Source organism: Bradyrhizobium huanghuaihaiense (genome assembly GCF_025200885.1).
GTDB classification, from domain to species: domain Bacteria; phylum Pseudomonadota; class Alphaproteobacteria; order Rhizobiales; family Xanthobacteraceae; genus Bradyrhizobium; species Bradyrhizobium huanghuaihaiense.
Map to the genome: position 1 here is coordinate 9,203,798 of NZ_CP104172.1, position 25,271 is coordinate 9,229,068.

A 25,271-nucleotide genomic window follows, 5' to 3' on the forward strand; every position below is an offset into this window, starting at 1 on the left:
GCTTGCCAGTCCGCCATGGAGCATAGCCAGATTATCGCGCGCGCGATAGGGGGACGACCAGCCCAATTTGGTTCCGACGGATCGCAGCCATCGGCAGACCGGCCGGTGAAGTCGATCAGTGTTTTGCGCAGGTGCCGCTGCCCACCACGACGAACCGACTACGCCCCGCACAACCTTCGTGTAGTGCTCACATTCCTATTTGGGACTCGATCCTTACGCTAGATCAATAGTGAGCCCCAATGCGTGCCGTTACGGTGAAGTCTCCTCCCTCGACGCCAATCACTCCCTGGGGGCCTCCTTGCCCCTCCAGCGCAGTCCAAGCTGGAGGGGCGCTTGTGAGCTAACAGGGGCTAGGGGGTGCCTGTGACGCAGCGTGCTACATGGACCGCAAATTTCCGATCCGCCGAAGCCAATCGTCGAGTTCCTATACATTTGTATAATCGAAGCACGCAGCGGTTGCGACTAGGCTGGATAGGAGAGAGTCTCGCGGCTTAATGGTCTTACCAAGTGCCAAATAGCGGACCAATTGTTGCTATAGTCGACGACGACGAGGCGGTTGGCAACGCAATCGAAGTTTTGATGCGTTCGATAGGATTGGTCGCCCAGGCATTTTCGTCCGGAGAGGAGTTCTTGCGCTCACCCGAACTGAGCCGCACCGGCTGCTTGGTTGTCGACTTCGACATGCCCAAGATGAGTGGCCTTGATCTGCACAACACTTTATCTTTGTCGGGTAAAAAAATCCCCACCATACTGATAACTGCATATCCGAGCGATGATATTCGTGCCCGCGCACTTCAAGCCGGCGTCATCTGCTATTTGCCCAAGCCGTTCGATGAGAGCGACCTCCTGAACTGTATTGAGACCGCGCTAGATCGCGCAAAGAGAAATAGAGGCGCGCCTTAGTTTGCCTGCGTTGCATCGGTTGGCCGCTGGGTACGCGACAGGTCGCCTCCGCTGGCCGTTGGCGATGCAACTCAATTCAGGCCGGCATCGCAGAGGCGCGAACTATAAGACCTACCCGTTATCAACTGACTGGTGTTGGCGCAACACGCTTCAGCGACTAGACGTGCATCGCAGGACGGTCGCGCCGGCGCACGCTGCTCCTGTCCGTCATGGTCGCAGCGGGCAGCGGTTCGTCTCAACTCCGCGTTGAGGGTGATTGAGCTATACCAAGGTTTAGCTCGTGCTTTCCAAAGGTGGAGAAAGACTACGAGCTTCGTTGGGGCCAACTTTACGCGCGCACGATTGCGGCGTTTGTGGACCGACGATACCCATACGGGACCGAGAAGATCCATCGTTTGGCTGACACATGCATGGTGCCATAATTCACAGGAAGCTGAGGTTCGGCCCTTTCGAACTTTCGGTTGGCGAGAGGGTGCTTCGACGCGACGGTCGCGCACTTCCCCTCGGCGCTCGAGCACTGGATATCTTGATCTATCTTGCCGACCGCGCGGGGAAGGTCATAGCGAAGCGAGAGCTCATCGATCACGTCTGGTCAGACGTGACCGTAGCGGAGGGGACCCTGCGAGTCCACGTAGCCGCGATCCGCAAGGCACTTGGTGACGGCCAATTTGGCAACCAGTACATTGCAAACATCAAGGGACGGGGCTACTCGTTCGTCGGCACCCTCGTCCCCTTCGCTGGCCGTGGACAAGTCCCCTTGGCGGACTTGGGAAGCTTGACCGATCCGCGTCATTTTGCGGAAGCCATCGCGACATCCTTGAGATTTGCAGTTAATTTAAAGCTTCTTATCGTTCTCGATAACGGTGAGCAGGCGATCGAGGCGGTCACTCTGGTCGCCGAGCAACTCTCTCAGGAAACGGATTAATCGGCTCGAGCGGACCATGCCCTCAGACGGCGGCGCAAAGGGGACCTAGCGGGATGTCGCAGATGGGTCACTTACGACCGACTCAGCGAAGATTGTCGACTGGTTTGCCGCGAAAGCGCCGGCGCCGGGAGCAGCGATGGGAGCGACCGAGCGGGTCACCTAGGGCGCAGATGGCTATGAATTTTCATCGAGCCAACTCGCCGAGCAAGCGCCGTGCCGCAAGAAGATCAACAGTTTCAAAACCTTCTGTGAACCTATTATACACCTCTTCCAGCAGCTTTTTGCCCTCGCCTGGGTTGCCCTGATTGGCCTTCAGTCGGGCGAGACTCATCGTGGTCCGCAGTTCCCAGGCGAGCGCTCCTTGCTTGCGGGCCAGTGTCGCCGATTGCAGGAAGAGAGCGGCTGCCGCATCGGCGCGGTTGTCCAATAGCGCGAGCAGTGCTTTCACCCGCAGGACCTCGGCCGTACACCAATGCTCCCTGTTGAGATCCCTGCCTGCGAGCTGGGCCATCAGCGATACAGCGTCAGCACGGCGACCCGCTGCGATTGCGGACTCACTGAGATGAGCCAGGATGAGAGGAACGAACACTTCATATTGCATTTCGGCCAGCTGCCGCAGCCCTTCGCTCGCCAGCGGCATCGCCGCGTCGAACTGATTCCGCTTCGTCTGGCACAGTGCCAGAAGGCAATTCCCAATTCCCACCTGCGGTTTTATCAAGTGGGTTCTGGCGTGCTCGATCAGTTCGACAATGTCGTGCTCGACGGCGTCGATGTCGGTACCCGACAGGTACCCGTGGAAGCTGGCCCATGTCATCGCCACGCTGAGCGGCATTGCGAATTGAAGCGGCCTTGCCGCCTCGAGCATGCATGCCCCCGTCGACTCGGCTTGCTCGGGAAATCCCTGCAGCCACAGCGTGCTTGCGAGATTGCCGAGCGTATCAACGCGACGGTCGTAGCCGATCGCATTGACCTGCGCGAGTCGCGCCTTCTCCGTGTCGACAGCAAGCGAGCGCTCAAGATGCGCTCGCGACTCTGCCAGCCTGCCGAGATGATGCAGAGAATGCCCCAGCATCCACTCCGCCAGAGCGGTCGGACCTGGATCAGACAGCTTCTTCGCATCTTCGGCACAACGTTGCGCAAGTTCGAGCGCCTCATCGTAGCGGGTACGGATACTCCCTCCCCAAGATGCCAGGTAACGCAGTATCAATTTGCCCTGCGTTTCGCGAACGGTGTTTTCCAGCGTCCTGGTCCAGGCGACCATCGCCTCCACCGAGAAGCTCGTCGTGAACAACTGGGAGCTCGCAAGCGCCAGATGAATCACGATCTGCTGATCCGTCGCCTTGCCGTCCTCTCGGTTGGGCGCAACCGCGGCGGCCCGGATTGTCCAGTCTCGGCATTCGGCAAACAAGGCTTTGCTCAGCCAGATTGAGCTTGCATGGCTCGTCAGATCGACGCCAATGCTCGGATCGCCGCAATTTCCAAACGCCCAATGCAACGCGGCGCGGATGTCGTCGAGATGCGTGACGAGGGCGCGCCGCTCGTCCGTCGGCAAATCCGCCTCATTCGCTCTCTTCAACAATGCACAATAGTATTGCGCATGCGCGCGACGGAATTGGTCAAGCTCTCCGGCATCGGCTAATTTCAGCGCGGCATAGGTACGCGTCGTATCCAGCAGCCGATAACGCGCGACCGATCCCGTGGTGTCGGCTGAGGCCAGCGATTTCATCAGTAGCCCGCCAACGGCGTCGAACACCTCTTCCGCCCCGATCCCTGGGCCTCCTGCGACCTGCTGCGCGGCTTCGTGCGTGAAGCCCGTGACGAATACGGACAGGCGCCGCAGAACCGTGCGCTCCACCTCCGACAACAAATTGTAACTCCAGTCGAGGGTCGCGCCCAGTGTCTGATGACGCGGCGGAGCGGTCCGGCGTCCCGGCCAGCGCAACGCAAATTCGCTGTCGAGCAACCTTGCAATCTCCTGCAGGCCGTAGGCGCCGACGCGCCCCGCCGCCAGTTCGATGGCAAGTGCGTTGCCGCCCAGCTTGCGACAAATATTGCCGGCGATCCTCACGTCGTGCTCTGCCAGATTGATCTGCCCGCCGCTCGTCGTCGCGCGCTGCACGAACAGTTTCACCGCGGGGAAGCCGAGCAACTCCGCGGCCGTCAGGCTGGCGCTATCGGGCGGAGTTTCGAGGGGGGAAAGGCGGTAGACATTTTCGTCGCCGACGCGCAGGACTTCCCGGCTGGTCACCAGAAGATGAAGCTGCGGCAGCGCCGCAAAAAGCCTCTCCGACAGGGCCGCCGCCTCCGAAACAAGATGTTCGGAGCCGTCAAGAATCAGCAGGATGGGCTTGCCATGCAAATGGCCAACCAATCCCGGTATCGGATCGCCGGACTGCACCGGCAGGCCGAAGGCCGACACGACGGCTGGCGCCAACAGCCGCGGATCGGCGACCGGGCTCAGTTCCACGAAGCAGACGGCGCCAAAAAATTCGGGCAGCAATGTGCGCGCGACGGATAGCGCCACCGTCGTCTTGCCCAGCCCGCCTGGTCCGACCACGGTCACGAACCGCTCGCTCGTCAGCTTGTGACAGATTTCGCTGACGATCTCGTCGCGCCCTACTATCTGCCCGAGCGCCGGTGGCAGAGGGTAGTGGCCTTCAGGAAATTCATCGGCGGTCGGCAAACCAACCATTTCCCGCGACGTCGGCGCAACGAAGCAATAACCGCGGCCCGGCACATTCGTGAGGTACCGCTCGCCGCCCTCGCCGATATCGAGGGCCTTTCGCAACGCCGTGAGGTGGACCCGTAGGGTGACCTCTTCCACAAAAATCCCGGGCCAAACCTTGGCGATCAGCTCTCTTTGGCCGACCACTTCACCCGCATTCTGAACCAGAGCGAGCAGGATATCGAACGCACGGCTGCCAAGCTTGACCGTCTCGTCGGCCCTCTTGAGAACTCGCTCCGAGGGAAACAAGCGAAATGGCCCGAAGGAAACGACCTCCTGAGTGCGGGGGCCGTTCGTTGGAATTGCGGACTGCAAGGCGAATACTTCTTAGTTATGAAAGGACAAGAGAGTGAAGGCCAGGCCCGGTCCGCTGCGGACAGGTGTGCTTCCCTCAATCTTACCGGCTAAGCCTCGGAAATAAAACACCGTTCTACGGTTGCGTCATCCTCAGTACGTATCCTCCGCCTGCACTAGGAATGGCGAGAAAGACGCACGGCCAGTGATCGCCTTGGACCAAACGGAGGTCCATGCCCGGCAAGTCCGCTTGGGACGACGAAGGATGCATCGGAACCCAGATCTTCCGCGCACCGCCACGCAAGAGGATCGCCCTCTGGTCAAGTGACTTGCGAGTCCTTCCGGAACGCAAAGCCGTTCCAGCCGCGGCAATCTCATCCAAGATCGGAGCCAGCATTCGCATCACATTGCCGCCGAGCTCTGAGCGAGAGCGTGTCGGCAGGTGCGAAACGATGAACTCTTCGAAAAATCTTCTTGAAAGCGACGGTTGTCTGCCGTTCGCGAACGCATCCCGTTTCCGATGAACCCGGAGCAAGCGCCATGAACGTCAAGATCATCGCTGGTCCGCTTCGCCACAGGCCGGCTGTTTCCGCACCTTATTGCGCGGATCGTTTCACCGAGCGCTGGCGTTTGTCTGACTTCCTCGAGCTCGGCAAACCAAGGGTGATGCTGCTCGCCGTCTTCACCGCAGTCGTCGGATTGACCTGTGCGCACGGCGATCTCGATCCCCTCGAAGCCCTTGCTGCGGTTCTCGCCATCGCTGCCGGCGCCGGCGCCTCCGGTGCGCTCAATATGTGGTACGACGCCGATATCGATGCTGTAATGGCGCGGACCGCGATGCGGCCAATCCCCTGCGGCAGGGTCTCGAAGATCGAAGCGCTTGTCTTTGGTGCCGCCCTTGCCGTCGTCGCGGTCGCAGCCCTCGCGCTCGCCACGAACCTCGTGGCCGCTGCGCTGCTGGCCGGGACCATTCTCTTTTACGCCGTCGTGTACACGGCGTGGCTGAAGCGGTCCACACCACAGAACATCGTCATCGGCGGCGCCGCCGGCGCGCTGCCACCCGTCATCGGCTGGGCCGCGGCGACAGGGGAGATCGGGCTCGAATCCCTTACGCTGTTTCTCATCATCTTCCTGTGGACGCCGGCCCACTTCTGGGCGCTGGCGCTCAACCGGAACGAGGATTATGAGCGCGCCGGCGTGCCGATGCTGCCGGTTGTCGCGGGATGGCAGGCCACGACGCGACAGATCCTGATCTACAGCGGCTTGCTAGCCGTCGCCTCGGAGCTCCCCTTTGTGCTGGAATTTGCTGGCATCGCGTATGGCGCGATTGCCGCAATCTGTGGGGCGATCTTCCTCCTGCTCGCAGTCAGACTGAACAGCAGCACCGGGCCGGATCGCCGCGCCGCTCACAGGCTGTTCGTATTTTCCATCTCTTATCTGTTCGTGCTGTTTGCGGCGCTCCTGATCGACCAGGGCGGCAGTTCCTTCTCGTCCAGGCACGGCGGCCGCATCGTCGGATGGGTGCATGCCGAGCACCTGCAGGGCTCGGTTCGCAGCGCATCCCCTTTTCTCAACATCAGCGCAGGCGAGGTCTGATATGCGATACGGTTTACTGGCCGCGGTCCTATTGGGTGCCGCGACACTGGGCGGCTGCGACGGCGTGCTCGATCCCAAAGGGCCTATTGCCATCGCCGAGCGGCAAATCCTGTTCAACTCGCTCGGCATCATGCTGGCGATCGTGATCCCGACGATCGTCGCTACGCTAGGCGTTGCCTACTGGTTTCGCGCATCGAACACGCGTGCGCGCTATCGGCCGGATTTCACCTACTCCGGCCGTCTCGAGATGCTGGTCTGGTCGATTCCGGCGATGACGGTGTTTCTGGTCGGCGGTGTCGCCTGGGTCGGCTCGCACGATGTCAGCCCGCGCAAGCCCATCGTGTCCACAGTGAAGCCATTGCGAGTCCAGGTCGCTTCGCTCGACTGGAAGTGGCTGTTCATCTATCCCGACCAGGGCATCGCCAGTGTCAACTATCTGGCGATCCCCGTGGGCACGCCGGTCAGTTTCGAACTGACGTCTTCCGGCGTGATGAACAGCTTCTTCGTGCCGCAGCTTGGCAGCCAGATCTACACCATGGCCGGAATGGTGACGCGCCTTCACCTGCAGGCCGACCAGCCGGGCAGCTACCGCGGAATGTCCGCGCAATTCAGCGGCGACGGCTTTTCGGACATGTACTTCAACGTCGACGCCGTGGCAGCCGAAAAGTTCTCGGAATGGGTGGACGCAACGCGCAGCGTCGGGCCCGAATTGAATGCCGCGACATATGCGGAGCTGGTCAAGCCAAGTGCTGCGACGACGCCGTTCACCTATCGCACGGTCGTTCCCGGCCTGTTCGACACGATCCAGGTTTCCCAAACGCAACAGTCTGACGATGCGTTGTGCCGCAGCTATCCCACCTCAATGAGGGCAGAAAAATGAGTCTACTTGGCAAGCTCGACTGGAGCGCGATTCCCCTGGACCAGCCCATCATCATGGGCGCTTCGGGCGGCATGGTCCTGGTCATCGTATCCATCCTGTCGTGGGTCACCCTCAAGGGCTATGTGCCCTATCTCTGGCGGGAGTGGATCACTTCGGTCGACCACAAGCGCATCGGCGTCATGTACATTATTCTGGCGCTGATCATGCTGTTGCGCGGATTTGCCGACGCCCTCATGATGCGGGCGCAGCAGGCTCTTGCCGCAGGCGGCGCGCAAGGATATTTGCCGCCGGAGCATTTCGACCAGATCTTCTCGGCGCATGGCACGATCATGATCTTCTTCATGGCGATGCCATTCGTGATCGGCATGATGAATTTCGCGGTGCCGCTTCAGCTCGGCGTCCGCGACATGGCCTTTCCCACCCTGAACTCGGTCGCCCTCGGGCTGACCGCGTCGGGCATCCTGCTGACCAACATCTCGCTCGCGGTCGGCGAGTTCGCGAAAACCGGTTGGGTCGCCTATCCGCCGCTCAGTGAGCTGCAATTCTCGCCCGGCGTCGGCGTCGACTACTATCTCTGGGCGCTGCAGATCTCGGGTGTGGGCACGTTGATGACGGGAATAAACTTCGTTGCCACGATCCTGAAGACGCGGGCGCCCGGGATGAGCCTGATGCGCATGCCCGTGTTCTGCTGGACGGCGCTCGCTTCGAATCTGCTCATCGTCGCGGCGTTCCCGGTCCTGACGGCAACGTTCGCGATGCTGCTGCTCGATCGCTACCTCGGATTCCATTTCTTCACGACCGATGCCGGCGGCAATGCGATGATGTACGTCAACCTGTTCTGGGTCTGGGGCCATCCGGAGGTCTACATCCTGGTCTTGCCGGCGTTCGGCATCTTTTCCGAGGTGGTGTCGACCTTCTCCGGGAAACCCTTGTTCGGCTACCGCTCCATGGTCGCCGCGACGATGGCTATCTGTGTGCTGTCATTCTTCGTCTGGCTGCACCACTTCTTCACCATGGGCGCCGGCGCCAACGTCAACGGCTTCTTCGGCGTGATGACGATGATCATCGCGGTGCCGACCGGCGTGAAGGTCTTCAACTGGCTGTTCACGATGTATGGCGGCCGCGTCCGCTTCACCGTTCCGATCCTGTGGTCGATCGGCTTCATGGTGACGTTCGTGATCGGCGGCATGACTGGCGTCCTGATGGCCGTGCCTCCCGCCGACTTCCAGCTGCATAACAGCCTGTTCCTGATCGCCCACTTCCACAACGTCATCATCGGCGGCGTCGTGTTCGGCCTGATGGCGGGCTATAATTACTGGTTCCCCAAGGCATTCGGCTTCAAGCTCGACGAGCGATGGGGCGCGGCTTCGTTCTGGTGCTGGCTGATCGGCTTCTATCTCGCGTTCATGCCGCTCTACTGGCTGGGCCTGTTGGGCATGACCCGTCGCATGCAGCATTACGACGTCGTCAGCTGGCAGCCGTGGCTGATCGCTGCGGCAGTGGGCGCGGCCGTCATTCTAGCGGGCATCGTTTGCCAAGTGGTGCAGCTCGTGGTCTCGATCCGCAATCGCGAACAGCTGCAGGCGAGCGCGGACCCGTGGGACGGCCGCACCCTGGAATGGGCGACGGCCTCGCCGCCGCCGGCCTGGAATTTCGCGGTGCTGCCAAAGGTCACGAGCCTCGACGCGTTCTGGAACATGAAGCAGCGCGAACGCTCGCATGAGCCCCAGCCGGCGAAGCAGGGCGGGTTCGAGCCGATCGAGATGCCAAAGAGCAGCCCGGCCGGCTTCGTCATCGCATTCTTCGCCGTCATCAGCGGCTTTGCCCTGATCTGGCATATCTGGTGGATGGCCGGGGTTGGAGCGATCGGAATCTTCCTGACCATGCTCGCCTTCGCGTTCCGCGATGAAGACGAGACGGAAGTCCCACCCGATCAGATCGCGCATTTCGAACAGGCGAATTCGACGGAGATTGCGGCATGAACATCGCTGTTGCAGTTGATGGAGACGTTCGGCACGAGGCACGGCTGAGCGCAAGCGAAGCTGGTCCGGCCACCAAGCGGATCGTGGTCGGCTACGGCTTCTGGATCTTCCTGCTGAGCGACATCGTGATGTTTGCGGCGCTGTTTGCCGGATACGCGGTGCTCGTACAGGCGACCGCAGGCGGTCCGACCGGCGCGCAGCTGTTCAATCAGCGTGCCGTCGCGATTGAAACCGCCTGTCTTTTAGCCTCGAGCTACACCTGCGGACGGATGTCGCTCGCCATCGAATCGCAGCGCTTTGGCCTCACCTATCTGGCGGCCCTCGTCACCTTCGCCCTCGGGGCCGCGTTCCTGGCATTGGAATTACGGGAGTTCGCCGGCATGATTGCGATCGGCGCCGGCCCGCAACGCAGCGCCTTCCTCTCCGCCTTCTTCGCCGTGGTCGGCTGTCACGGACTGCATGTTACCGCCGGCCTGGTCTGGCTGGCGGTGATGATGGCCCAGGTTGCTATCAAGGGCTTTCGTCCGAACGTCGAACGTCGCCTGCTCTGCTTCTCGCTGTTCTGGCACGCCCTCGATATCGTCTGGGTCTGGCTGTTCACGGTCGTCTATCTGATGGGAGTCGTTTCATGACCGACACGCAGTATGATCGCGCACCTGGTGATGCGTCGGCACTACCGGATGTGGAACGCGGCACGTCCTCCGGCGCACTCGTCTACAACATTGGATTGGCGCTGGCGGCAATCCTCACGGCCATGTCGTTCTGGGTTGCCAATACCTCGCTGCTCTGGCCGCCCGGCGTCGCGCTCGGCCTGATCGTGCTGGCGATCGCGCAGATGGGGATTCATCTGGTATTTTTCCTTCACGTCACCACCGGCCCCGACAACACCAACAACGTGATGGCGCTCGCCTTTGGCGTGCTCATCGTTCTGCTCGTCGTTGTCGGATCGCTTCTGATCATGGCGGACCTGAACGACAACATGATGATGGCGCCGGAGATCATGGATCTTCATATGCAGCGCTGAGACGCCATTGCGAGCTATGTCGGGACGACGCCTGAAGCGCACGGACGTCGTCCCGGATCTCTCATTCCAACAAACCTGTTCCAATACCAGCAAAGACGTTCACGCGACAAATTCGTCGAGGCCATAGCATCGCAGCATCCCTCAATGATGGAGCTGCCCCATGATGATCCGGCTTGCCATTGTACTAGCTTCAGCAGCACTCAATGCCTCCCCCCTCCCTGCCGCCGCTTCGCAATGCGCGGCGCCGTCCACAATTGCCACCATGCGGACGCACTGGTCGGCCGTCCGCAGTCAATTCAGCAATGCCACCGATCGTGAAACCGCATGCCGCGCCTACGCAGCTTCCTTCTATGAGTCGGTAACGACCCGTCAGGCGGCTGCTGGATGCCCGGGCGGTGCGAGCGTCAGCGCACTCGACCTGGAGATCGACACCTTCAACGACCTGCTGGCAACAAAGTGCGGCGGCTAGGCAGCCGCCGTGGGCATTCATTTTCGAAAGGTTGGGCCAACGATTCTCTTTCCGCTTCTGTCGTCCTGGATCTAGCTGCAGGTCTTCACTTCCGCACACCTTTCGCAGCGAAAACCCGCGTTCATTTCCGGTGCGCGGCGAAAAGCAAAGCAAGACCATCCCGGCGACGGCAATCCCATTCAATAAGGCGACCAGCCGCTGCGTCACAGTCAAGACCGGAGCGAGATCGACCTCGCTTCGGATGAGGAAAGCACAAAGGTGAACCATGCCAAAAACGGCCTTGAGCGTCGTCAAAAGCGCCAACGCGCAAGCAACGACCCCTCGCCTCTTCGTTCTCGAGCTGAACGCCGGGAACATTCACGCGATGAACACCGACGGTTCCGACCGCAAGACGATCGTGACGGGATGTCATCTGCCCGACGGCATCGTCGTCGACGTCGAGCATGGTCACATCTATTGGACCAATATGGGGATTCCCAACCTCAACGACGGGTCAGTTGAGCGCGCCGATCTCGATGGCAAGAACCGCAAGGTCATCGTCCCGGTCGGCGAGACCCACACCCCAAAGCAGATCATCCTCGAAAAGCAGTCCGGCAAGCTCTATTGGTGCGACCGCGAGGGCATGCGCGTCATGCGTAGCAACCTCGATGGATCGCAGCTCGAGACGCTGATCGAAGCGGGGCGCGGCGATGCCGACGCGCGCGATCCGACCAAATGGTGCGTCGGGCTCTCGATCGATCCCAAGCACCGGAAGATCTATTGGTCGCAAAAGGGCCCCGACAATGCGGGCCGTGGCGTCATCTTCCGCGCCAATCTCGAAATCCCCGCCGGGCAGACGCCGGCCAACCGCTCCGACATCGAGGTTTTCTTCGACCGGCTTCCGGAGCCGATCGACCTCGAGCTCGATCACGAGAACCGCGTCATGTACTGGACCGACCGTGGCGATCCGCCGCGCGGAAACACCGTGAACCGCGCGTCCATCGACGACAAGCCGGCTGAGCCCGAGATCGTCGTGACGCATCTGATGGAAGGCATCGGTATCGCCCTCGACGTGCCCGGCGACCGCATGTTTGTCACCGACTTCGCCGGCTCGGTCTACTCCGCGCGCCTCGACGGATCCGGCGAGCGCAACTTCCTGTACGCCCAGGGCAACCTCACCGGCATCGCCTATGCCGAAATCCCAAAGGAGAAGTGATATGTCGAAGACCAAACCCATCCGCCGCGTCGCCATCATCGGCACCGGAGTTATCGGCGCAAGCTGGACCGCGCTTTTCCTCGCGAACGGACTTGAGGTTGTGGCAACCGACGTTGCGCCGGACGCGGAAGCGGCTTTGAAGCGCTTTGTTGCAGCGGCCTGGCCGGCGCTGCAACGGTTAGGCCTCGCGTCCGGCGCGTCCCAGAACAAGCTGACCTTCACTGCCGCGCTTGCGTCCGCCGTGAAGGACGCCGACCTGGTCCAGGAGAACGGGCCGGAGAAGATCGACTTCAAGCGGACGCTCTATCGGCAGCTCGACGATCTGCTGCCCGCCGACGTCATCATTGCCTCGAGCTCCTCGGGCCTGACCATGAGCGAAATCCAGGCGGCTTGCGAGAAACACCCCGAACGCTGCGTGATCGGCCATCCCTTCAATCCGCCGCATCTGGTTCCGCTGGTCGAGATCGTCGGCGGCGCGAAGACGTCGGAAAGCACGATCCAGCGCGCCGCCGCCTTCTACACGGACCTCGGCAAGAAGACCGTGCGTCTCAACAAGGAGGTCCCCGGGCATGTCGCGAACCGCTTGCAGGCCGCGCTCGCCCGCGAGGTCTACCATCTCGTCGCCGACGGCGTGGTCAGCGCCGCCGATGTCGACACCGCGTTGAGCTGGGGACCGGGCCTGCGCTGGGGCATCATGGGCCAATTGATGCTCAATCATCTCGGCGGCGGCCAGGGTGGCATCGAGCATTTCTTCCAGCAGTTCACCGGCCCCATGACGGCATGGTGGAAAGTGCTGGGCTCGCCGCAACTGAGGCCGGAGGTGCAGAAAAAGCTGATCGACGGCGTCCACGCCGAGGTCGGCTCGCGCTCGATCAGCGAGCTGGAAGCGGAGCGGGACGAGGTTCTGCTGGGCCTTATCGAGCTCCGCAAAAGAGTCGAGCAGGCGAGCGCCCCGCGACTGAAAGAGCGCGCTCTCTAAGACCCGACCGTTGCAGATCAGAGCCCCGAACGGCCAGCGCCCTTCGGGGCTTTTTTGCGCGCCGGCAAAACGCGGAAGCGTGAGCAGACAACTGCGCAAGAATGTCCCCGGGACCGCAAGCTGCTTCAAGAATGCCGACCGCTTCCGCAGCAGATTGTTCGCGGAGATCATCATCCGCTTCATTCAGGGAGAACCGACATGACCACAGCGACTGCAGCCCGAAAGACGGACGCGCCGAAGGCGCTTCCGGTACCGAACGGTGACTTCTATCAGCTCGTCGAGCTCCTGACCGCCGAGGAGCTGGCGCTGGTGAAGAAGGTGCGTGCCTTCATGGAATCGAAGGTCAAGCCCATCGTCAACAAGTACTGGTCCGACGATGCGTTTCCGTTCGAGTTGCTGCCTTCGTTCAAGGAACTCGGAATCGGCGGGCTCGGCTTCGAGGGCTATGGCTGCGCCGGGGGCAGCCAGAAGCTGTTCGGCTATGTCGCGATGGAGCTGGCGCGCGTCGACGCGTCCATCGGCACCTTCTTCGGCGTGCATAGCGGCCTTGCCATGGGCTCGATCTATCTCGACGGCTCGGAGGAGCAGAAGCAGAAGTGGCTTCCGGCGATGGCGCGCTGGGAGAAGATCGGATGCTTCGGCCTGACCGAGCCGCTGGTCGGCTCCGGCACGGGTGGCGGCCTCACCACGACCGCGAAGCGCGAGGGCGACACCTGGGTTCTCAACGGCCAGAAGCGCTGGATCGGCAACTCGCCCTGGTGCGACGTCTCGATCATCTGGGCGCGCGACGTCGCCGACAACCAGGTGAAAGGGTTCATCGTCGAAAACAAATCGACCCCCGGCTTCAGCGTCGAGAAGATGGAGCACAAGATCGCGCTGAAGGTGGTGCAGAACGGACAGATCACGCTGAAGGACGTTCACGTTCCCGAAGCCAATCGGCTGCAGGGCGGCAACTCGTTCCGCGATACTGCCCGCGTTCTGCGCATGACGCGATACATGGTGGGCTGGGCTTCGACCGGCATCCAGATGGGCGCGTTCGAGACGACGCTGAAATACGCGCAGGAGCGCCTGCAGTTCGGCAAGCCAATCGCCTCGTTCCAGCTGATCCAGGACCTGCTCGCCAAGATGCTCGGCAATGTCACGGCGTGCCAATGCCTGATGCTGCGCCTGGCGCAGCTCGATGACGAAGGCAAGCTTGGCGATCACCAGGCTGCGCTGGCAAAGGCGTTCTGCACGGCAAAATCGCGCGAGACCGTCGCCTGGGGCCGCGAGGTGTTCGGCGGCAACGGCATCATCGCCGACTACAACATCGGCCGCTTCTTTGCTGACGCCGAGGCGCTCTATTCCTACGAGGGCACCTATCAGATGCAGAACCTGATCGTCGGCAAGGCGATCACTGGCATCAGCGCGTTTGTCTGATCGCAACGCCAGGCGGGCGGACCTCCGCCCGCCTCCTACTCATCGCAATACAGGAGAGAACAATGGCCGACGTCTCGGCGCTTGCAAACGTGCTCTACGAGAGGAAGAACGGCATCGCCTATGTCACCCTCAACCGTCCGAAGGTGCTCAACGCGTTGAATACGCCGACCTGGACGGATCTGAAGACCGTCTTCGAGGATGCCAAGGCCGATGCCTCCGTGCATGGAGTCATCCTCACCGGCGCCGGCGACAAAGCCTTCATTGCCGGCGCTGACATCAGCGAGCTTGCGCATGTCGACGCCTTTGACGCTGAGGAATCAAGTCGCTTCGGCCAAGGCGTGCTCGATCTGATCGAAACGCTGGGCAAGCCGGTGATCGCGGCGATCAACGGCTTTGCGCTCGGCGGCGGCTGTGAGACGGCGATGGCATGCACTATCCGGATTGCCGCGGATCACGCCAAGTTCGGGCAGCCCGAGGTGAAGCTCGGCCTGTTGCCCGGCGGCGGCGGCACGCAGCGCCTGCCGCGCCTGGTCGGCAAGGGCCGCGCGCTGCAGTTGATCCTCACCGGCGAGACCATCTCGGCCCAGGAAGCCCATCGCATCGGCCTCGTCAACGAAGTTGTGCCGGCGGCCAATCTGATCGCGCGCGCCGAGGCGATCCTGAAGCAGATATCTGCCAACGCGCCGATCGCCGTGAAGTTCTCGCTGGAGGCGGCCAACAAGGGAATGGAGACCAGCCAGGCCGAAGGCTTTGCGCTCGAAGCGTCTTATTTCGGTATCTGCGCGGCAACGGAAGACAAGAAGGAAGGCACCTCCGCCTTCCTCGAGAAACGTGCGCCGCAGTTTCACGGTCGCTGAACTCTCAACCGCAGGCGAGATCGAGCATTAACATGGCAACGTCTCTTCCTAACCCGACTCCAATGGAGCGATTCCGGCTGACCAGCTCGGACGGACTGTGCATCGCCTGCACGCGCTGGGAGAGCCGTGTCCAGGCCCGCGCCGTGGTACAGATCGCCCACGGAATGGGCGAGCATATTGGGCGCTATGCCGACACCATCGATATCCTTGTTGCATCTGGTCTCATTGTCTACGCCAACGATCATCGCGGCCACGGCCGCTCGGCCGACGCGCGATTAGGAGAGTTTGGCACAGGCGGCTTCGAGCTGCTCGTGCAGGACATGGCCCGCCTGGCCGAGCTCGCCCGAGAAGAAAATCCCGACCTCCCGCTGCTGCTTCTGGGGCACAACATGGGATCGTTCGCGGCGCAGAGATACGTCATCGATCACAGCGACGAGATTGACGGCCTGATCCTCTCGGGATCGGGGGCGCTCGACCGGCTGGCACGCAGCGCGCTGCTGCCGCCCGCAGGCAACAACCTGCTCAACGCGGCATTCGAACCAGCGCGCACGCCCTTTGACTGGCTGAGCCGCGACCGGGCAACCGTCGATGCGTTCCTGGCGGATCCCCTCTGCTTTGCAGACCTCAGCGCCGCCTCTCTTGCATCCTTGCTCGGCGCTGCACCGCAATTGCACGATCCGGCCGCGCTCCGCAGAGTGCGCCGCGATTTGCCGATTTATCTGATCTGCGGCGACGAAGACCCCATTGGACAGCACCTGCGCGGAATCCACACGTTGATAAGCCGCTATGCCGATGCCGGGCTGCGCGACATCGCTATCGACGCCTATCCAGGCGGTCGACACGAGATGCTGAACGAGATCAACCGGTACGAGGTCCACAAACGCCTGCTCGGCTGGATATCCAAGACGCTGGAAAAGCTCAACGACGATCATCGTCGCGTTTCACTCGTACCCGAACTTCAATACTGAGGAGACAACAATGCCGACCGACAACATCTTTTCCGGACTAAAGGTGGTGGATCTCGCAAGCTTCATTGCAGGTCCGAGCGCCGCCGTGATCCTGTCCGACTTCGGCGCCGACGTCATCAAGGTGGAGCCGCCGAGCGGCGAGCTCTGGCGGCATGCCAATCATCTTCCGCCGCAGCCGGTCGCGGAGGACGCCTATCCCTGGCATCTGGCCAATCGCAACAAGCGCGGCATCGCGCTCGACCTGAAATCCCCAGCGGCGCATCAGGTGCTGGAAAAGCTGGTCAAATGGGCCGACGTGCTCGTCGTGAACACGCCTCATCCGGCGCGTGCGCGACTGAAGCTCGAATATCAGGATGTGGTGCAGTGGAATCCTCGCCTCATCTATGCCGATATCTCAGGGTTCGGCGACAAGGGGCCGGATGCCGATCTTCCCGGCTTCGACATCACGTCCTACTGGGCGCGCAGCGGCCTTCTGTCGCTCACGCGCGACGCCGGCGCGCCGCCGACCTGGCCGGTGGCGGGCAGCGGCGACAACGCCACCGCCGTCGGGCTCTATTCCGCGATCGTCACCGCACTCTATCGTCGCGAGCGTACCGGCGAGGGAGCCCACGTCACGACTTCGCTGCTCGCTGAAGGCGTATGGTCCGCGAGCGTGTCGATCCAGGCCGCACTGTGCGATGCCAAATTCTTCGGGCTGCACGACCGCACTCATCCGGCCAATGCCGCGATGAACGTGTACCGCGCCCAGGATGGTACCTGGTTCGTGCTGATCGTCACGCCCGACAAGCTGGCCGCCGTCATGAAGGCCCTCGGTCGCACAGATCTGCTGACCGACCCGCGGTTCGCCGATCCCAAGAAGCTGATGGCGAATATGCCGGAACTCACGGCCATTCTGGACGAAATCTTCTGCTCGAAGCCGATGGCGCACTGGTACGAGGTCTTCAACGGCGTGCACGTCACATTCGGCGCGGTGCGCGGTCCGCAGGAGGTCGTGAACGACCCACAGCTTCGTGCCAATGACATCATCGTCCCGCTCGAAGGCGCCGGCGGCAAGCTGACGTCGACGATCAGCAGCCCGATCCAGGTCCATGGTGTCACCAAGGTGCCGGCGAAGCGCGCTCCCGACATCGGAGAGCACAACGAGCAGGTGTTGCGCCAGCTTGGATTTGCCGCGGCGGAAATCGACGCCCTGCGTGCGGGCGGCGCCATCCCGAAGCCTAAGCAACAGGTGGCGTAGCCACAGCTTCATCACGCTATCCTGGAGAACGACTATGGCAAGATCGGCGAGCGTATCCGTGTTGGTCGGAAGCCTGCGGGGCAATTCGATCAACGGAATGATGGCGAAGGTGCTGATGTCGCTTTCACCGCCTTCGATGAAACTCGACATTGTCGAGATCGGGCAACTGCCGCTCTACAATCAGGATCTCGACCCAAATCCGCCTGCGCAATGGACCTCGTTTCGCCAGCGCATCAAGTCGGCGGACGCGGTTCTGTTCGTCACCCCCGAGTATAACCGCTCGGTGCCGGCCGCGCTCAAGAATGCCCTGGATGTTGGTTCCAGGCCGTATGGCAGCAGCGTATGGGACCGCAAGCCCGGCGCGATTGTCAGTTGTTCTCCGAGCGCGATCGGGGCCTTCGGCGCCAATCACCATCTGAGGCAGTCGCTCGTGTTCCTGAACGTGCCGATCCTGCAACAGCCCGAAGCCTATATCGGCCATGCGGACAAGCTGTTCGACGAACGCGGCGAGTTCGTCAATGACGGCACCCGGAAATTCCTGGGGCAGTTCATGGAAGCATTTGCAAGCTGGGTCGAGCGCACCCGCCCCTGAGTTCGCATCGTCATCCGCCAACTATCAGCTCTGAACAGGAGGCCACATAAGTGACATCCTCCATGAGCGCGACGCAAGCGTCCTACGCATCCAATTGAACCGTCCGAAAAAGCTGAACGCGATGACCTCGGGCATGTACGTGGCCCTCGCTGACATTCTGAAGGAGGCAGCCAGGGACGAGGTCACCCGGGTCGTGCTCTGGCATGGCGCCGGAGACGCCTTCTGCGCGGGCAACGACATCGAGGACTTCCTGAAGAAGCCGCCAGGCCCGGGAGAGTCTCCGCAATCGCAGCTCATGCACGCGCTGATCGACTTTGACAAACCGATCGTCGCGGCGGTCCACGGCGCCGCCATCGGCGGCGGCACCACCATGCTGCTCCATTGTGACTTCATCTATGCCGGCGAAAGCACGAAATTCCAGATGCCTTTCATCAATCTCGCCCTAGTGCCGGAGTTCGGCTCGAGCTCGATCGTTCCGGCCAGGGTCGGACATCTGCGCGCCGCCGAGCTGGTGATGCTGGGGGCGCGCTACGATGCCAGGCGTGCCCTGGAGTTGGGTCTCGCCACCCAGGTCGTCCCGGATCAGGATCTCCTGTCCGTGGCGACGGCGACGGCACATAAGCTGGCCGCCAAGCCCGCCGGCGCCCTGCAAGCCAGCAAGCGCCAGATCAGGCAGCCGTTCCGTCAGCAGATCCTGGCGGCAATGAAGGCCGAGAACGAGGAGTTCAGCGCGCAGGTCCGCTCGGCCGACGCCAAGGAAGCGCTGACGGCGTTCATGGAGAAGCGTGCGCCGGACTTCACGAAGACCAAATCTGTCATCATCGCTTGACCATGCAAGTGCTGGTTTGATTGCGGGATCGCCTCCCCCGGCGGGCCCGCATTTTGTTTGGTCTGGAATGGCCGGGATTCAAAACTCTCTGGCGCGCAACTCGTCGAATTCCTTGCGACAGGCATTGCTGAATTCGCGCAGTAGGTCGATCGAACCGTTGATCGCCATGTCGCGCAGCTCAACGAAGCTCTTGTCCGGCTCCAGATAGGTGTTGAGAATCTTTCGAGCGATCCCCTCTGCACAATGCACGACCGGCTGCGAGGACGAGACGCGCATCCGGCTCAGCTTCGCATAGAGGCCGACAAGACCGGAAATGTCGGCTTCATCGTGCTGGAGGGCGTCGATGTAGCATTTCGAGGCTTCCTCGATGAAATCCCGGTAAAGGACCTGCCGCCGGTTCCTCTCGTAGTGCAGCCACTGGGCGCGAACCTGATTCTTCTGGTTCAGCCAGTTGGCGATCACGCTCGTCAAGCCGCCGATCGTGGTGCCAGCCAGCGCGGCCAAGGCGGAGGTGATCGAAGCTTCCACGGCCCCCCTCGCCGATAGCTAGCGGGACGCCGGCGGCCGAGGCGCCTCCGAGATCAGGCGCGAGCTGCGCTGTCCGGTGACATACGACCAAAACCATTGCGTCTGAACCCGGAACCGGTTCTGCAGCTGCGGCAGCGACAGCACGTGCAACGCGGCCCAGACCAGCCAGGTCAGGAAGCCGCCGGTGCGAAGCCAGCCGGCCTCAAGGATGGCGAAGTTCTTGCCGACCACCGCCATGTTGCCCTTGCTCCGATAGCGGAAGGGACGGCCTTCCTTGCGTCCCCTGACCCGGCGGGCAATCAACCGCCCTACAAAGCGTCCCTGCTGGATCGCAGCTTGCGCCACGCCGGGCACGGGATGACCGTCCTGGGTCATCGCGGCGGCATCGCCCACCACAAAGACGTCAGGTGACTCAGGGAGCTCCAGGAAGGGACCGACCAGGGCGCGTCCAGCCCTGTCCATGGTGGTGCCGAGCATCTTCACAACCGGTGAAGCGGCAACGCCGGCGGTCCAGAGCACCGTAGCGCTCGCAATCCGTTCGCCGGCAGCAATCACGCCCTGTTCGTCGACTTTCTCGACCTTCACCCCGTTCATGACTTCGACGCCGAGCTTCTTCAGCCGCTTGGCGACCTTTCTGGAAAGCGATTCGGCAAAGGTCGGAAGGACCCGCGTCCCACCATCCAGCAACAGGATCCGGCTCTTGGCGGGATCGATGTTGCGAAAATTCCTGCGCAGCGTCACCGAAACCAGCTGGGCGATCGAGGCGGCCAGCTCGACGCCGGTCGGGCCGGCACCCACGAGCACGAACGTCATCTGGCGTGCGCGTTCCTCCTCGTCGCTGGTCGATTCGGCCAGTTCGAAGGCGCCCAGGATCTTGGTTCGGATGGTCTCGGCATCGTTGAGGTTCTTCAGCCCCGGTGCGAACCGGGCAAACTCATCATGTCCGAAATAGCTCGGGCGCATGCCGGCGGCCACAACGAGAAAGTCGTACTCGATCTTGCGGCTGCCGGCGCCTGGAATTGTCGCCTCGATCGTGCGAGCCGCCGCATTGATGCCAGTGACCTCGGCCAACAACACGCTGAGATTTTTTTGCTTCGCCTCGAGCTGGCGGAACGGCGCGGCAATCTCGGCAGGCGCCAGCACCGCGGTTGCGACCTGGTACAGCAGCGGCTGGAAGATATGGTGATTGCGCCGGTCGACCAGCAGGATCTCGATGTCGGAATGCTTCAGCGCGCGCGCTGCCGCGATGCCGGCAAATCCCCCGCCGGCGATGACGACACGCCTCTTGCGGAGAGCGGCCTTGGCTTCTGCCGGTTTTTCCGGCGGGAAGGATTTGGTCAGAACTGTGCTCAATGATGCACCCGATCGTTGTCCCAGCCATTCGTTCTTATCGGATCGTTCACAACGGCTATTGAACGGTGCTGCGTTCCTTAGAACATTCTTGTCGCTTCATTCAGGCGCCGGCAAAGAGTGCTCGAACAGCAGTCGCGGTAAGATCAAGCCCACCGTCATCGCGAAGATAATCCCGCTCGGGATCGGCCACGCGCACACCCATGGAGGCGGACCGATGTCGACCTCTCTACTGCACCTCAAATTCGCGTCGCCAACTGGCTGGACTTTGCCCAAAGGCCTGCCTGAACAGTCTGCATAGATGCGCCTGATCCGAAAATCCAACGCGCAGCGCGATTTCACTCAGCGAATCCGGGCTGGTCATCATCAGATGGCAGGCCTTCTCCAATCGTCTCTTGACCACATAGGCATGTGGCGGTTCCCCAAAGGTCAGCTTAAAAGACCGCGAGAAGTGTGCGGGGCTTCGCCTCGCGACAGCACTGAGGTCTCGCGTATGAATGGTCCGATGCAGATTTTTATCGATGAAGATTCGTACCCGCGTGATCTGCCAGCCGACCAGTCCGGCGGCCCTGGACCGTTTTGCACCCGAGTGACGCTCGATCTCAGACTGCAAAATGGTCGAAGCGGCGGCCAGCGACGCCTTCGCAACCTCGCGATCGTGCTCAAATTCCCGCCTGGCCACGTCGAGGAGCTCGGCGAGGCTTCCGGCCAGGTAGCTGAACTCGGGACCAGTCGGCCAAAATTGCTGCGCGGTGCTTTGAGACTCTTCCATGGTCAATCCCTCGACGTGCGTCCCAGCCCGAGAGAAGCATGGTGCAAACCATCCGGTTTAGCTTGTTAAGTAGCGTTCTGAATCATTAATTGCGGCGCAACAAGAGATAACCTCAACAATATCAAATGGATGATCCGGGCACGCCGCGACTGGCGTTCACAGCCAATATGCCATCAGGCTCACGAGGATGCACACGTAGAGACCCGCCTCCGCAAGGGGCGGATTGGCGAACATCGAGCGCAATCCGAGGCGCCCGATGACAAACCGGACGACGATCAGGATGACCAGGGCGAAGAACAGGTATCTCACGAAGGGATCAACCAAAACACCTCCAAGATCAATGTCCCTTGGCGCATGCATCGGCTTCACCCAAGTCGGCTAATGAGTCGATCGAAGATTCCCTGATCGGGTTTCGGTGCCGCTGCCGGTTTGGCTCCGACAACGGAAACGTTGCAGGTCATTCCCGCGATGAGTGGCATACCCTGGGGAACGTGGCTTATCCTGATCCGTACCGGTATACGCTTTGCCAGACGAACCCAGGTGAATATTGGATCGACGTTCGGCAATCCCTGCGTGCTGTTTGCTGCGTTCGCCGCACTGATGCCGCCCGTGATGCTTTCGATCGTGCCCGCGACCGACGCGTCATATCCGAGCAGACCCGCCTCGACCTCGTCCCCGACGTGGACATTGACAAGCTTGGTCTCCTCGAAATAGGCGTCAATCCAGTAGGAATTTTCATCGATCACTGAAACGTTGGGCGTGCCGGCCCGCGCATAGTCGCCGACCCGCATCAGGAGGTTCGTGACATAGCCGTCGACGGGCGAGCGAACCTCCGTCCTCTGAAGATTGATCTCAGCCTGGGAGAGCGCGGCCTTGGCGCTGGCAAGGGCGGCCTCCGCCATCTTTTCGTTGCCGTCGAAGATTTGCTTGGTCTCGATCGAGGTCGACAATGTGCTGAGGGCCGCCCGTCGGGCGTTCTGCCCTCGCTTGACCTCGAGGTCGGCCTCGCGGGTCAGAATGGTTGCTTTCGCGTTTTCCAGCGCAACTTCGAAATCGAACTTCTCGATGACGTAGAGGATGTCTCCCCTGTGGACATGCTGGTTGTCATGCGTCAGCACCTCGACGATCTGGCCGGAAATCTGCGGCGCCACGTTCGCGACCTGCACGCGGACCATGCCGTCGCGCGTCCATGGCGAGGTCACGTAGAGGTGCCAGCCATAGCGCGCGGCGACGAGCGCCGCCACGACGAGCACCCCGGTCGTGAGATATCGGAAAACGCTGATCACGACGCGCTTTCTTCCCGCTGACGCCAAGCTCATTGCCCCTCTCCTTTGCCCATGAAGCCGCGGCTGGAGAAATGCCGGATCCTGCGCCCCTCCCGCTCCAGTACCAGGCCGGCAGACCATAAGTCGGTTGTCGCGGACAGCAGCGCCTCCTGCAGTTCGGCCCCACCTTCCCGCACACGTCGAAGAATCGATCGCGCGCCAGCGTAGACTCTCCGGCTATTCCCGGACCGGAGAGCGCGTTGCAGCGGAGCAAGCTTGGCGCGGATCGCCGGATCGTCCGACTGCTCCAGATGAACGCGGGCCGCAACCGACGCGAGTGCCAGGTCGTTGGTCGAGAGAAGCGCTCTCAGCAGTTCCCGATGCGACCCGCGTTTGCCGGTCGTTGCAGCGACGTATTCGGAAATTCGCGTGGATTGCGCGATGCTCAGCGCCGGCAGGCTGTACGCTCCGCTGCCCGCCGAAGACGCCGCCAGCGTTCGCTTCGTCGCCTTGACGACGGCCCATTGCCTGTCGAGCTCCGATACCGGCCACACAAGGCGGGAGGCCAGAAACACGATGGCGAGGGCAAGCGCCACGAACATGCATTGGGAGAAGAAGCTGAGCGGGTTGAACGATTGCGGGTTGGACGGTGCCAACAGGACCAGAAAAATGATGTTCATGATCGCCCCGATGCCGGCGATCTTCGGATTGACGCTCAGAAGGCAGCCAAAAATCATCACCGGTGCGATCGAAATCGCAAGCCTGATGAAGTCCTGTGACCCCGTAAGCGCATAGAAACGGACGATATCGGCGCTGACGGCCGCGAGCACGAAGGCGACCATCGTAGCCACCGTGAATTTCGATGGATCTGGCATCGTCGTGCTCAAGGCACACAGGATTGCAGTGATCGTCAAAACCACAATCGTATCCGGCCAGCCGGCAAGTACGAGCAACAGCGCTCCGACCGACACTGCCGCTCCGATACGCATCGCGTTTCGCAGGGCAAAGAAGAATTCCTTGCGATGGGGCAACCGCACGTCGCGAGCCGGCACGCGGCCTTCACGCAGGGACGACCGTCCGTCATCGAGCTGATCCATTGCCTCCACGCAGCGAACGGCCTGCTGTATCTGCCCGACCGCGGCGATGCTGACGTCGGGGCGCGACAGTTCGGAATCGCGCAGCATGGCAAGAAACGTCAGTGCCTGCGATCGACCGGTATCGAGCGCGGCCAGGCACTGGTTCCGTATGGTTATGGCCAAGAGATCGCCGCGCCCGTGCAAGCTCAGCAATCGAACCTGCTGCACAATCTCGACCAGTGCCAGCAACGCGCTGCGCGCACCAGCAGCCCGGTGTCTTCCATCCGCCATATCGTGAGCGACGATATCCACCTCATCCCTCAAGCCGGTAATCTGCGCCAGCAACAGCGCCGCCCTTTCCGGATTGTCCTCGGCTCCGGCCAACACGTCGCGCGCCCAGCCACGCGCATCCTGCCAGGCCTGGGTTATCCGGCGATCCAGCCCGTGCCACACGGGCGGCGAACCGAAGAGATCGTTGATGAGCGTCACGCAAAGGATGCCGATCGTGATCGCGGCCACACGATCGGTCATGGTGGTAAACACCCTTTGCGGGGTGTCGATATTGACGACCGTAATGATCGCAACGGTGTAGCCGGACAACACGGCGGCATAGGCGCGAAAGCCGCGGAAGTAGCTTCCGACGAAAACGCAAATGCATATCCAGAGGATGAAAGCGGCAAGCAGGCCGACGCGCTCGCCCGGGAAGAGGCCGGCAATCACGATTGACATCGCGGCGCCGATGAATGTCGCGGCAATCCGGTTGACGGCTTTTGACAATGCCGCACCGCGCGTGGGCTGCGCCAGGATGGCGACGGTGACCGCGGCCGACGATGCGCCGCCGAGTTGCAGCCAGAACGCTACATAGAGCGCGGTTACCGCCGCTAGCAAGATGCGCAGCGCATGTCCCCATATGTGAAGCGGTATCACCATCTGCGATCTTTCCTAAACGAAGCGCCGCACGATTATTCGGAACGCATCGCTCCTCCTTCGCGTCCCGACAGAGGGCCTCCTTGGGAGGGGGACCCAAGGAGGCCTCTCAACGGAGCGAGGGGGACCGCACGCTCCGACGCAACGGCGGTGGTCGCTTCGGCAACTTGATCGAAGCGCACCGCAATTGATTTCTTCGCCTTGCGTCGGCTTGTCTGTTCTTGCGGTTAGGAGAAGAGTGTTCGTGAATTTTCGGGTCGGCGGCCTTCCCCTGCGGCGGTCACGCTGGCCGATTCCAAGCTCGCAACGCCGGAGCTATTGCGCCGAATGCTTGGGCAGAGGAGTTCCATAACTTGAAAAGCCATGCGATAATTTGAAGATTCTTGCTGTTTGATGTCGTGGCTCGCCCAAACGCGACGAGTTGCAGCACGAACGTGCAATTAGAAGCGTGCAAGGACAAACGGCCGCCGGCCGTCCCC

Annotated in this window: 23 protein-coding genes; 16 read left to right on the top strand and 7 right to left on the bottom strand. The window is 61.7% G+C overall.

What is annotated here, in order from left to right; all coding sequences use genetic code 11:
• The first annotated feature begins 579 nt into the window (after positions 1 to 579).
• Both N2603_RS42930 and N2603_RS42935 read left to right on the top strand, forming a co-directional pair.
• Positions 580 to 903, top strand: coding sequence for a response regulator transcription factor (locus tag N2603_RS42930; protein ID WP_311741587.1), 324 nt, complete (start codon positions 580 to 582; stop codon positions 901 to 903).
• A 526-nt stretch (positions 904 to 1,429) separates the two neighbouring features.
• Complete coding sequence (locus N2603_RS42935; protein ID WP_198033790.1) at positions 1,430 to 1,828, top strand: winged helix-turn-helix domain-containing protein; 399 nt, start codon at positions 1,430 to 1,432, stop codon at positions 1,826 to 1,828.
• A gap of 184 nt (positions 1,829 to 2,012) precedes the next feature.
• Here the strand turns inward: N2603_RS42935 and N2603_RS42940 are convergent, their stop codons facing one another.
• A complete protein-coding gene (locus N2603_RS42940) occupies positions 2,013 to 4,868 on the bottom strand; it encodes an ATP-binding protein (RefSeq protein WP_260386946.1) in 2,856 nt (951 codons plus the stop codon).
• A 519-nt stretch (positions 4,869 to 5,387) separates the two neighbouring features.
• Here N2603_RS42940 and N2603_RS42945 point away from each other — a divergent pair.
• From N2603_RS42945 to N2603_RS43010, 14 genes are all read left to right on the top strand, one after another.
• Positions 5,388 to 6,443 (top strand): heme o synthase, encoded by a 1,056-nt coding sequence (locus N2603_RS42945; protein ID WP_260386947.1) that lies wholly within the window; start codon positions 5,388 to 5,390, stop codon positions 6,441 to 6,443.
• Position 6,444: 1 nt separating this feature from the next.
• Complete coding sequence (cyoA, locus tag N2603_RS42950) at positions 6,445 to 7,323, top strand: ubiquinol oxidase subunit II (RefSeq protein WP_260386948.1); 879 nt, start codon at positions 6,445 to 6,447, stop codon at positions 7,321 to 7,323.
• Entirely contained in the window at positions 7,320 to 9,305 is a 1,986-nt protein-coding gene (gene cyoB, locus N2603_RS42955) for a cytochrome o ubiquinol oxidase subunit I (protein ID WP_260386949.1), read from the top strand. Before cyoA ends, cyoB begins: the two co-directional genes overlap by 4 nt.
• Positions 9,302 to 9,937, top strand: coding sequence for a cytochrome o ubiquinol oxidase subunit III (gene cyoC, locus N2603_RS42960; RefSeq protein WP_260386950.1), 636 nt, complete (start codon positions 9,302 to 9,304; stop codon positions 9,935 to 9,937). The genes cyoB and cyoC overlap by 4 nt, the downstream gene beginning before the upstream one ends.
• Entirely contained in the window at positions 9,934 to 10,329 is a 396-nt protein-coding gene (cyoD, locus tag N2603_RS42965) for a cytochrome o ubiquinol oxidase subunit IV (RefSeq protein ID WP_260386951.1), read from the top strand. The genes cyoC and cyoD overlap by 4 nt, the downstream gene beginning before the upstream one ends.
• A gap of 160 nt (positions 10,330 to 10,489) precedes the next feature.
• Positions 10,490 to 10,798, top strand: coding sequence for a hypothetical protein (locus N2603_RS42970; protein ID WP_260386952.1), 309 nt, complete (start codon positions 10,490 to 10,492; stop codon positions 10,796 to 10,798).
• A 364-nt stretch (positions 10,799 to 11,162) separates the two neighbouring features.
• The gene (locus N2603_RS42975; RefSeq protein ID WP_260386953.1) at positions 11,163 to 11,993 is read left to right on the top strand and encodes a 3-hydroxyacyl-CoA dehydrogenase; all 831 of its coding nucleotides are present in this window, start codon (positions 11,163 to 11,165) and stop codon (positions 11,991 to 11,993) included.
• Between the two features lies 1 nt (position 11,994).
• Entirely contained in the window at positions 11,995 to 12,972 is a 978-nt protein-coding gene (locus tag N2603_RS42980) for a 3-hydroxyacyl-CoA dehydrogenase NAD-binding domain-containing protein (RefSeq protein ID WP_260386954.1), read from the top strand.
• A gap of 198 nt (positions 12,973 to 13,170) precedes the next feature.
• A complete protein-coding gene (locus N2603_RS42985) occupies positions 13,171 to 14,391 on the top strand; it encodes an acyl-CoA dehydrogenase family protein (RefSeq protein ID WP_260386955.1) in 1,221 nt (406 codons plus the stop codon).
• Between the two features lie 62 nt (positions 14,392 to 14,453).
• On the top strand, positions 14,454 to 15,248 hold the full coding sequence (locus N2603_RS42990) for an enoyl-CoA hydratase-related protein (protein ID WP_260386956.1): 795 nt from the start codon (positions 14,454 to 14,456) through the stop codon (positions 15,246 to 15,248).
• Positions 15,249 to 15,280: 32 nt separating this feature from the next.
• Positions 15,281 to 16,216, top strand: a complete 936-nt coding sequence (locus N2603_RS42995; protein WP_260386957.1) for an alpha/beta fold hydrolase — start codon at positions 15,281 to 15,283, stop codon at positions 16,214 to 16,216.
• Between the two features lie 10 nt (positions 16,217 to 16,226).
• A complete protein-coding gene (locus tag N2603_RS43000) occupies positions 16,227 to 17,453 on the top strand; it encodes a CaiB/BaiF CoA transferase family protein (RefSeq protein WP_027545709.1) in 1,227 nt (408 codons plus the stop codon).
• A gap of 34 nt (positions 17,454 to 17,487) precedes the next feature.
• Positions 17,488 to 18,045 carry an NADPH-dependent FMN reductase gene (locus N2603_RS43005; RefSeq protein WP_260386958.1) on the top strand — a complete coding sequence of 186 codons (558 nt, stop codon included), beginning with the start codon at positions 17,488 to 17,490 and terminating at the stop codon, positions 18,043 to 18,045.
• 94 nt (positions 18,046 to 18,139) lie between these two features.
• Positions 18,140 to 18,874 carry an enoyl-CoA hydratase gene (locus tag N2603_RS43010; RefSeq protein ID WP_260386959.1) on the top strand — a complete coding sequence of 245 codons (735 nt, stop codon included), beginning with the start codon at positions 18,140 to 18,142 and terminating at the stop codon, positions 18,872 to 18,874.
• Between the two features lie 78 nt (positions 18,875 to 18,952).
• On the opposite strand, the gene N2603_RS43015 is transcribed toward N2603_RS43010, so the two are convergent.
• The 6 genes from N2603_RS43015 to N2603_RS43040 form a co-directional block, all read right to left on the bottom strand.
• Positions 18,953 to 19,378: a hypothetical protein gene (locus tag N2603_RS43015; protein WP_260386960.1), complete on the bottom strand. Its 426-nt coding sequence runs from the start codon at positions 19,376 to 19,378 to the stop codon at positions 18,953 to 18,955.
• Between the two features lie 42 nt (positions 19,379 to 19,420).
• On the bottom strand, positions 19,421 to 20,755 hold the full coding sequence (locus N2603_RS43020) for an NAD(P)/FAD-dependent oxidoreductase (RefSeq protein ID WP_260386961.1): 1,335 nt from the start codon (positions 20,753 to 20,755) through the stop codon (positions 19,421 to 19,423).
• A 226-nt stretch (positions 20,756 to 20,981) separates the two neighbouring features.
• Complete coding sequence (locus tag N2603_RS43025) at positions 20,982 to 21,524, bottom strand: helix-turn-helix domain-containing protein (protein ID WP_260386962.1); 543 nt, start codon at positions 21,522 to 21,524, stop codon at positions 20,982 to 20,984.
• A gap of 156 nt (positions 21,525 to 21,680) precedes the next feature.
• Complete coding sequence (locus tag N2603_RS43030; protein ID WP_260386963.1) at positions 21,681 to 21,833, bottom strand: DUF1656 domain-containing protein; 153 nt, start codon at positions 21,831 to 21,833, stop codon at positions 21,681 to 21,683.
• Between the two features lie 56 nt (positions 21,834 to 21,889).
• On the bottom strand, positions 21,890 to 22,768 hold the full coding sequence (locus N2603_RS43035) for an efflux RND transporter periplasmic adaptor subunit (RefSeq protein WP_425248965.1): 879 nt from the start codon (positions 22,766 to 22,768) through the stop codon (positions 21,890 to 21,892).
• Positions 22,769 to 22,839: 71 nt separating this feature from the next.
• Positions 22,840 to 24,795, bottom strand: a complete 1,956-nt coding sequence (locus N2603_RS43040) for an FUSC family protein (RefSeq protein ID WP_260386964.1) — start codon at positions 24,793 to 24,795, stop codon at positions 22,840 to 22,842.
• Positions 24,796 to 25,271 lie beyond the last annotated feature (476 nt).

Coding starts and splice junctions, on each gene's coding strand:
- N2603_RS42930 (WP_311741587.1), top strand. CDS start 580: ATGCGTTCGATAGGATTGGTCGCCCAGGCATTTTCGTCCGGAGAGGAG.
- N2603_RS42945 (WP_260386947.1), top strand. CDS start 5,388: ATGAACGTCAAGATCATCGCTGGTCCGCTTCGCCACAGGCCGGCTGTT.
- cyoA (WP_260386948.1), top strand. CDS start 6,445: ATGCGATACGGTTTACTGGCCGCGGTCCTATTGGGTGCCGCGACACTG.
- cyoB (WP_260386949.1), top strand. CDS start 7,320: ATGAGTCTACTTGGCAAGCTCGACTGGAGCGCGATTCCCCTGGACCAG.
- cyoC (WP_260386950.1), top strand. CDS start 9,302: ATGAACATCGCTGTTGCAGTTGATGGAGACGTTCGGCACGAGGCACGG.
- cyoD (WP_260386951.1), top strand. CDS start 9,934: ATGACCGACACGCAGTATGATCGCGCACCTGGTGATGCGTCGGCACTA.
- N2603_RS42970 (WP_260386952.1), top strand. CDS start 10,490: ATGATGATCCGGCTTGCCATTGTACTAGCTTCAGCAGCACTCAATGCC.
- N2603_RS42975 (WP_260386953.1), top strand. CDS start 11,163: ATGAACACCGACGGTTCCGACCGCAAGACGATCGTGACGGGATGTCAT.
- N2603_RS42980 (WP_260386954.1), top strand. CDS start 11,995: ATGTCGAAGACCAAACCCATCCGCCGCGTCGCCATCATCGGCACCGGA.
- N2603_RS42985 (WP_260386955.1), top strand. CDS start 13,171: ATGACCACAGCGACTGCAGCCCGAAAGACGGACGCGCCGAAGGCGCTT.
- N2603_RS42990 (WP_260386956.1), top strand. CDS start 14,454: ATGGCCGACGTCTCGGCGCTTGCAAACGTGCTCTACGAGAGGAAGAAC.
- N2603_RS42995 (WP_260386957.1), top strand. CDS start 15,281: ATGGCAACGTCTCTTCCTAACCCGACTCCAATGGAGCGATTCCGGCTG.
- N2603_RS43000 (WP_027545709.1), top strand. CDS start 16,227: ATGCCGACCGACAACATCTTTTCCGGACTAAAGGTGGTGGATCTCGCA.
- N2603_RS43005 (WP_260386958.1), top strand. CDS start 17,488: ATGGCAAGATCGGCGAGCGTATCCGTGTTGGTCGGAAGCCTGCGGGGC.
- N2603_RS43025 (WP_260386962.1), bottom strand. CDS start 21,524: ATGGAAGAGTCTCAAAGCACCGCGCAGCAATTTTGGCCGACTGGTCCC.
- N2603_RS43040 (WP_260386964.1), bottom strand. CDS start 24,795: ATGGTGATACCGCTTCACATATGGGGACATGCGCTGCGCATCTTGCTA.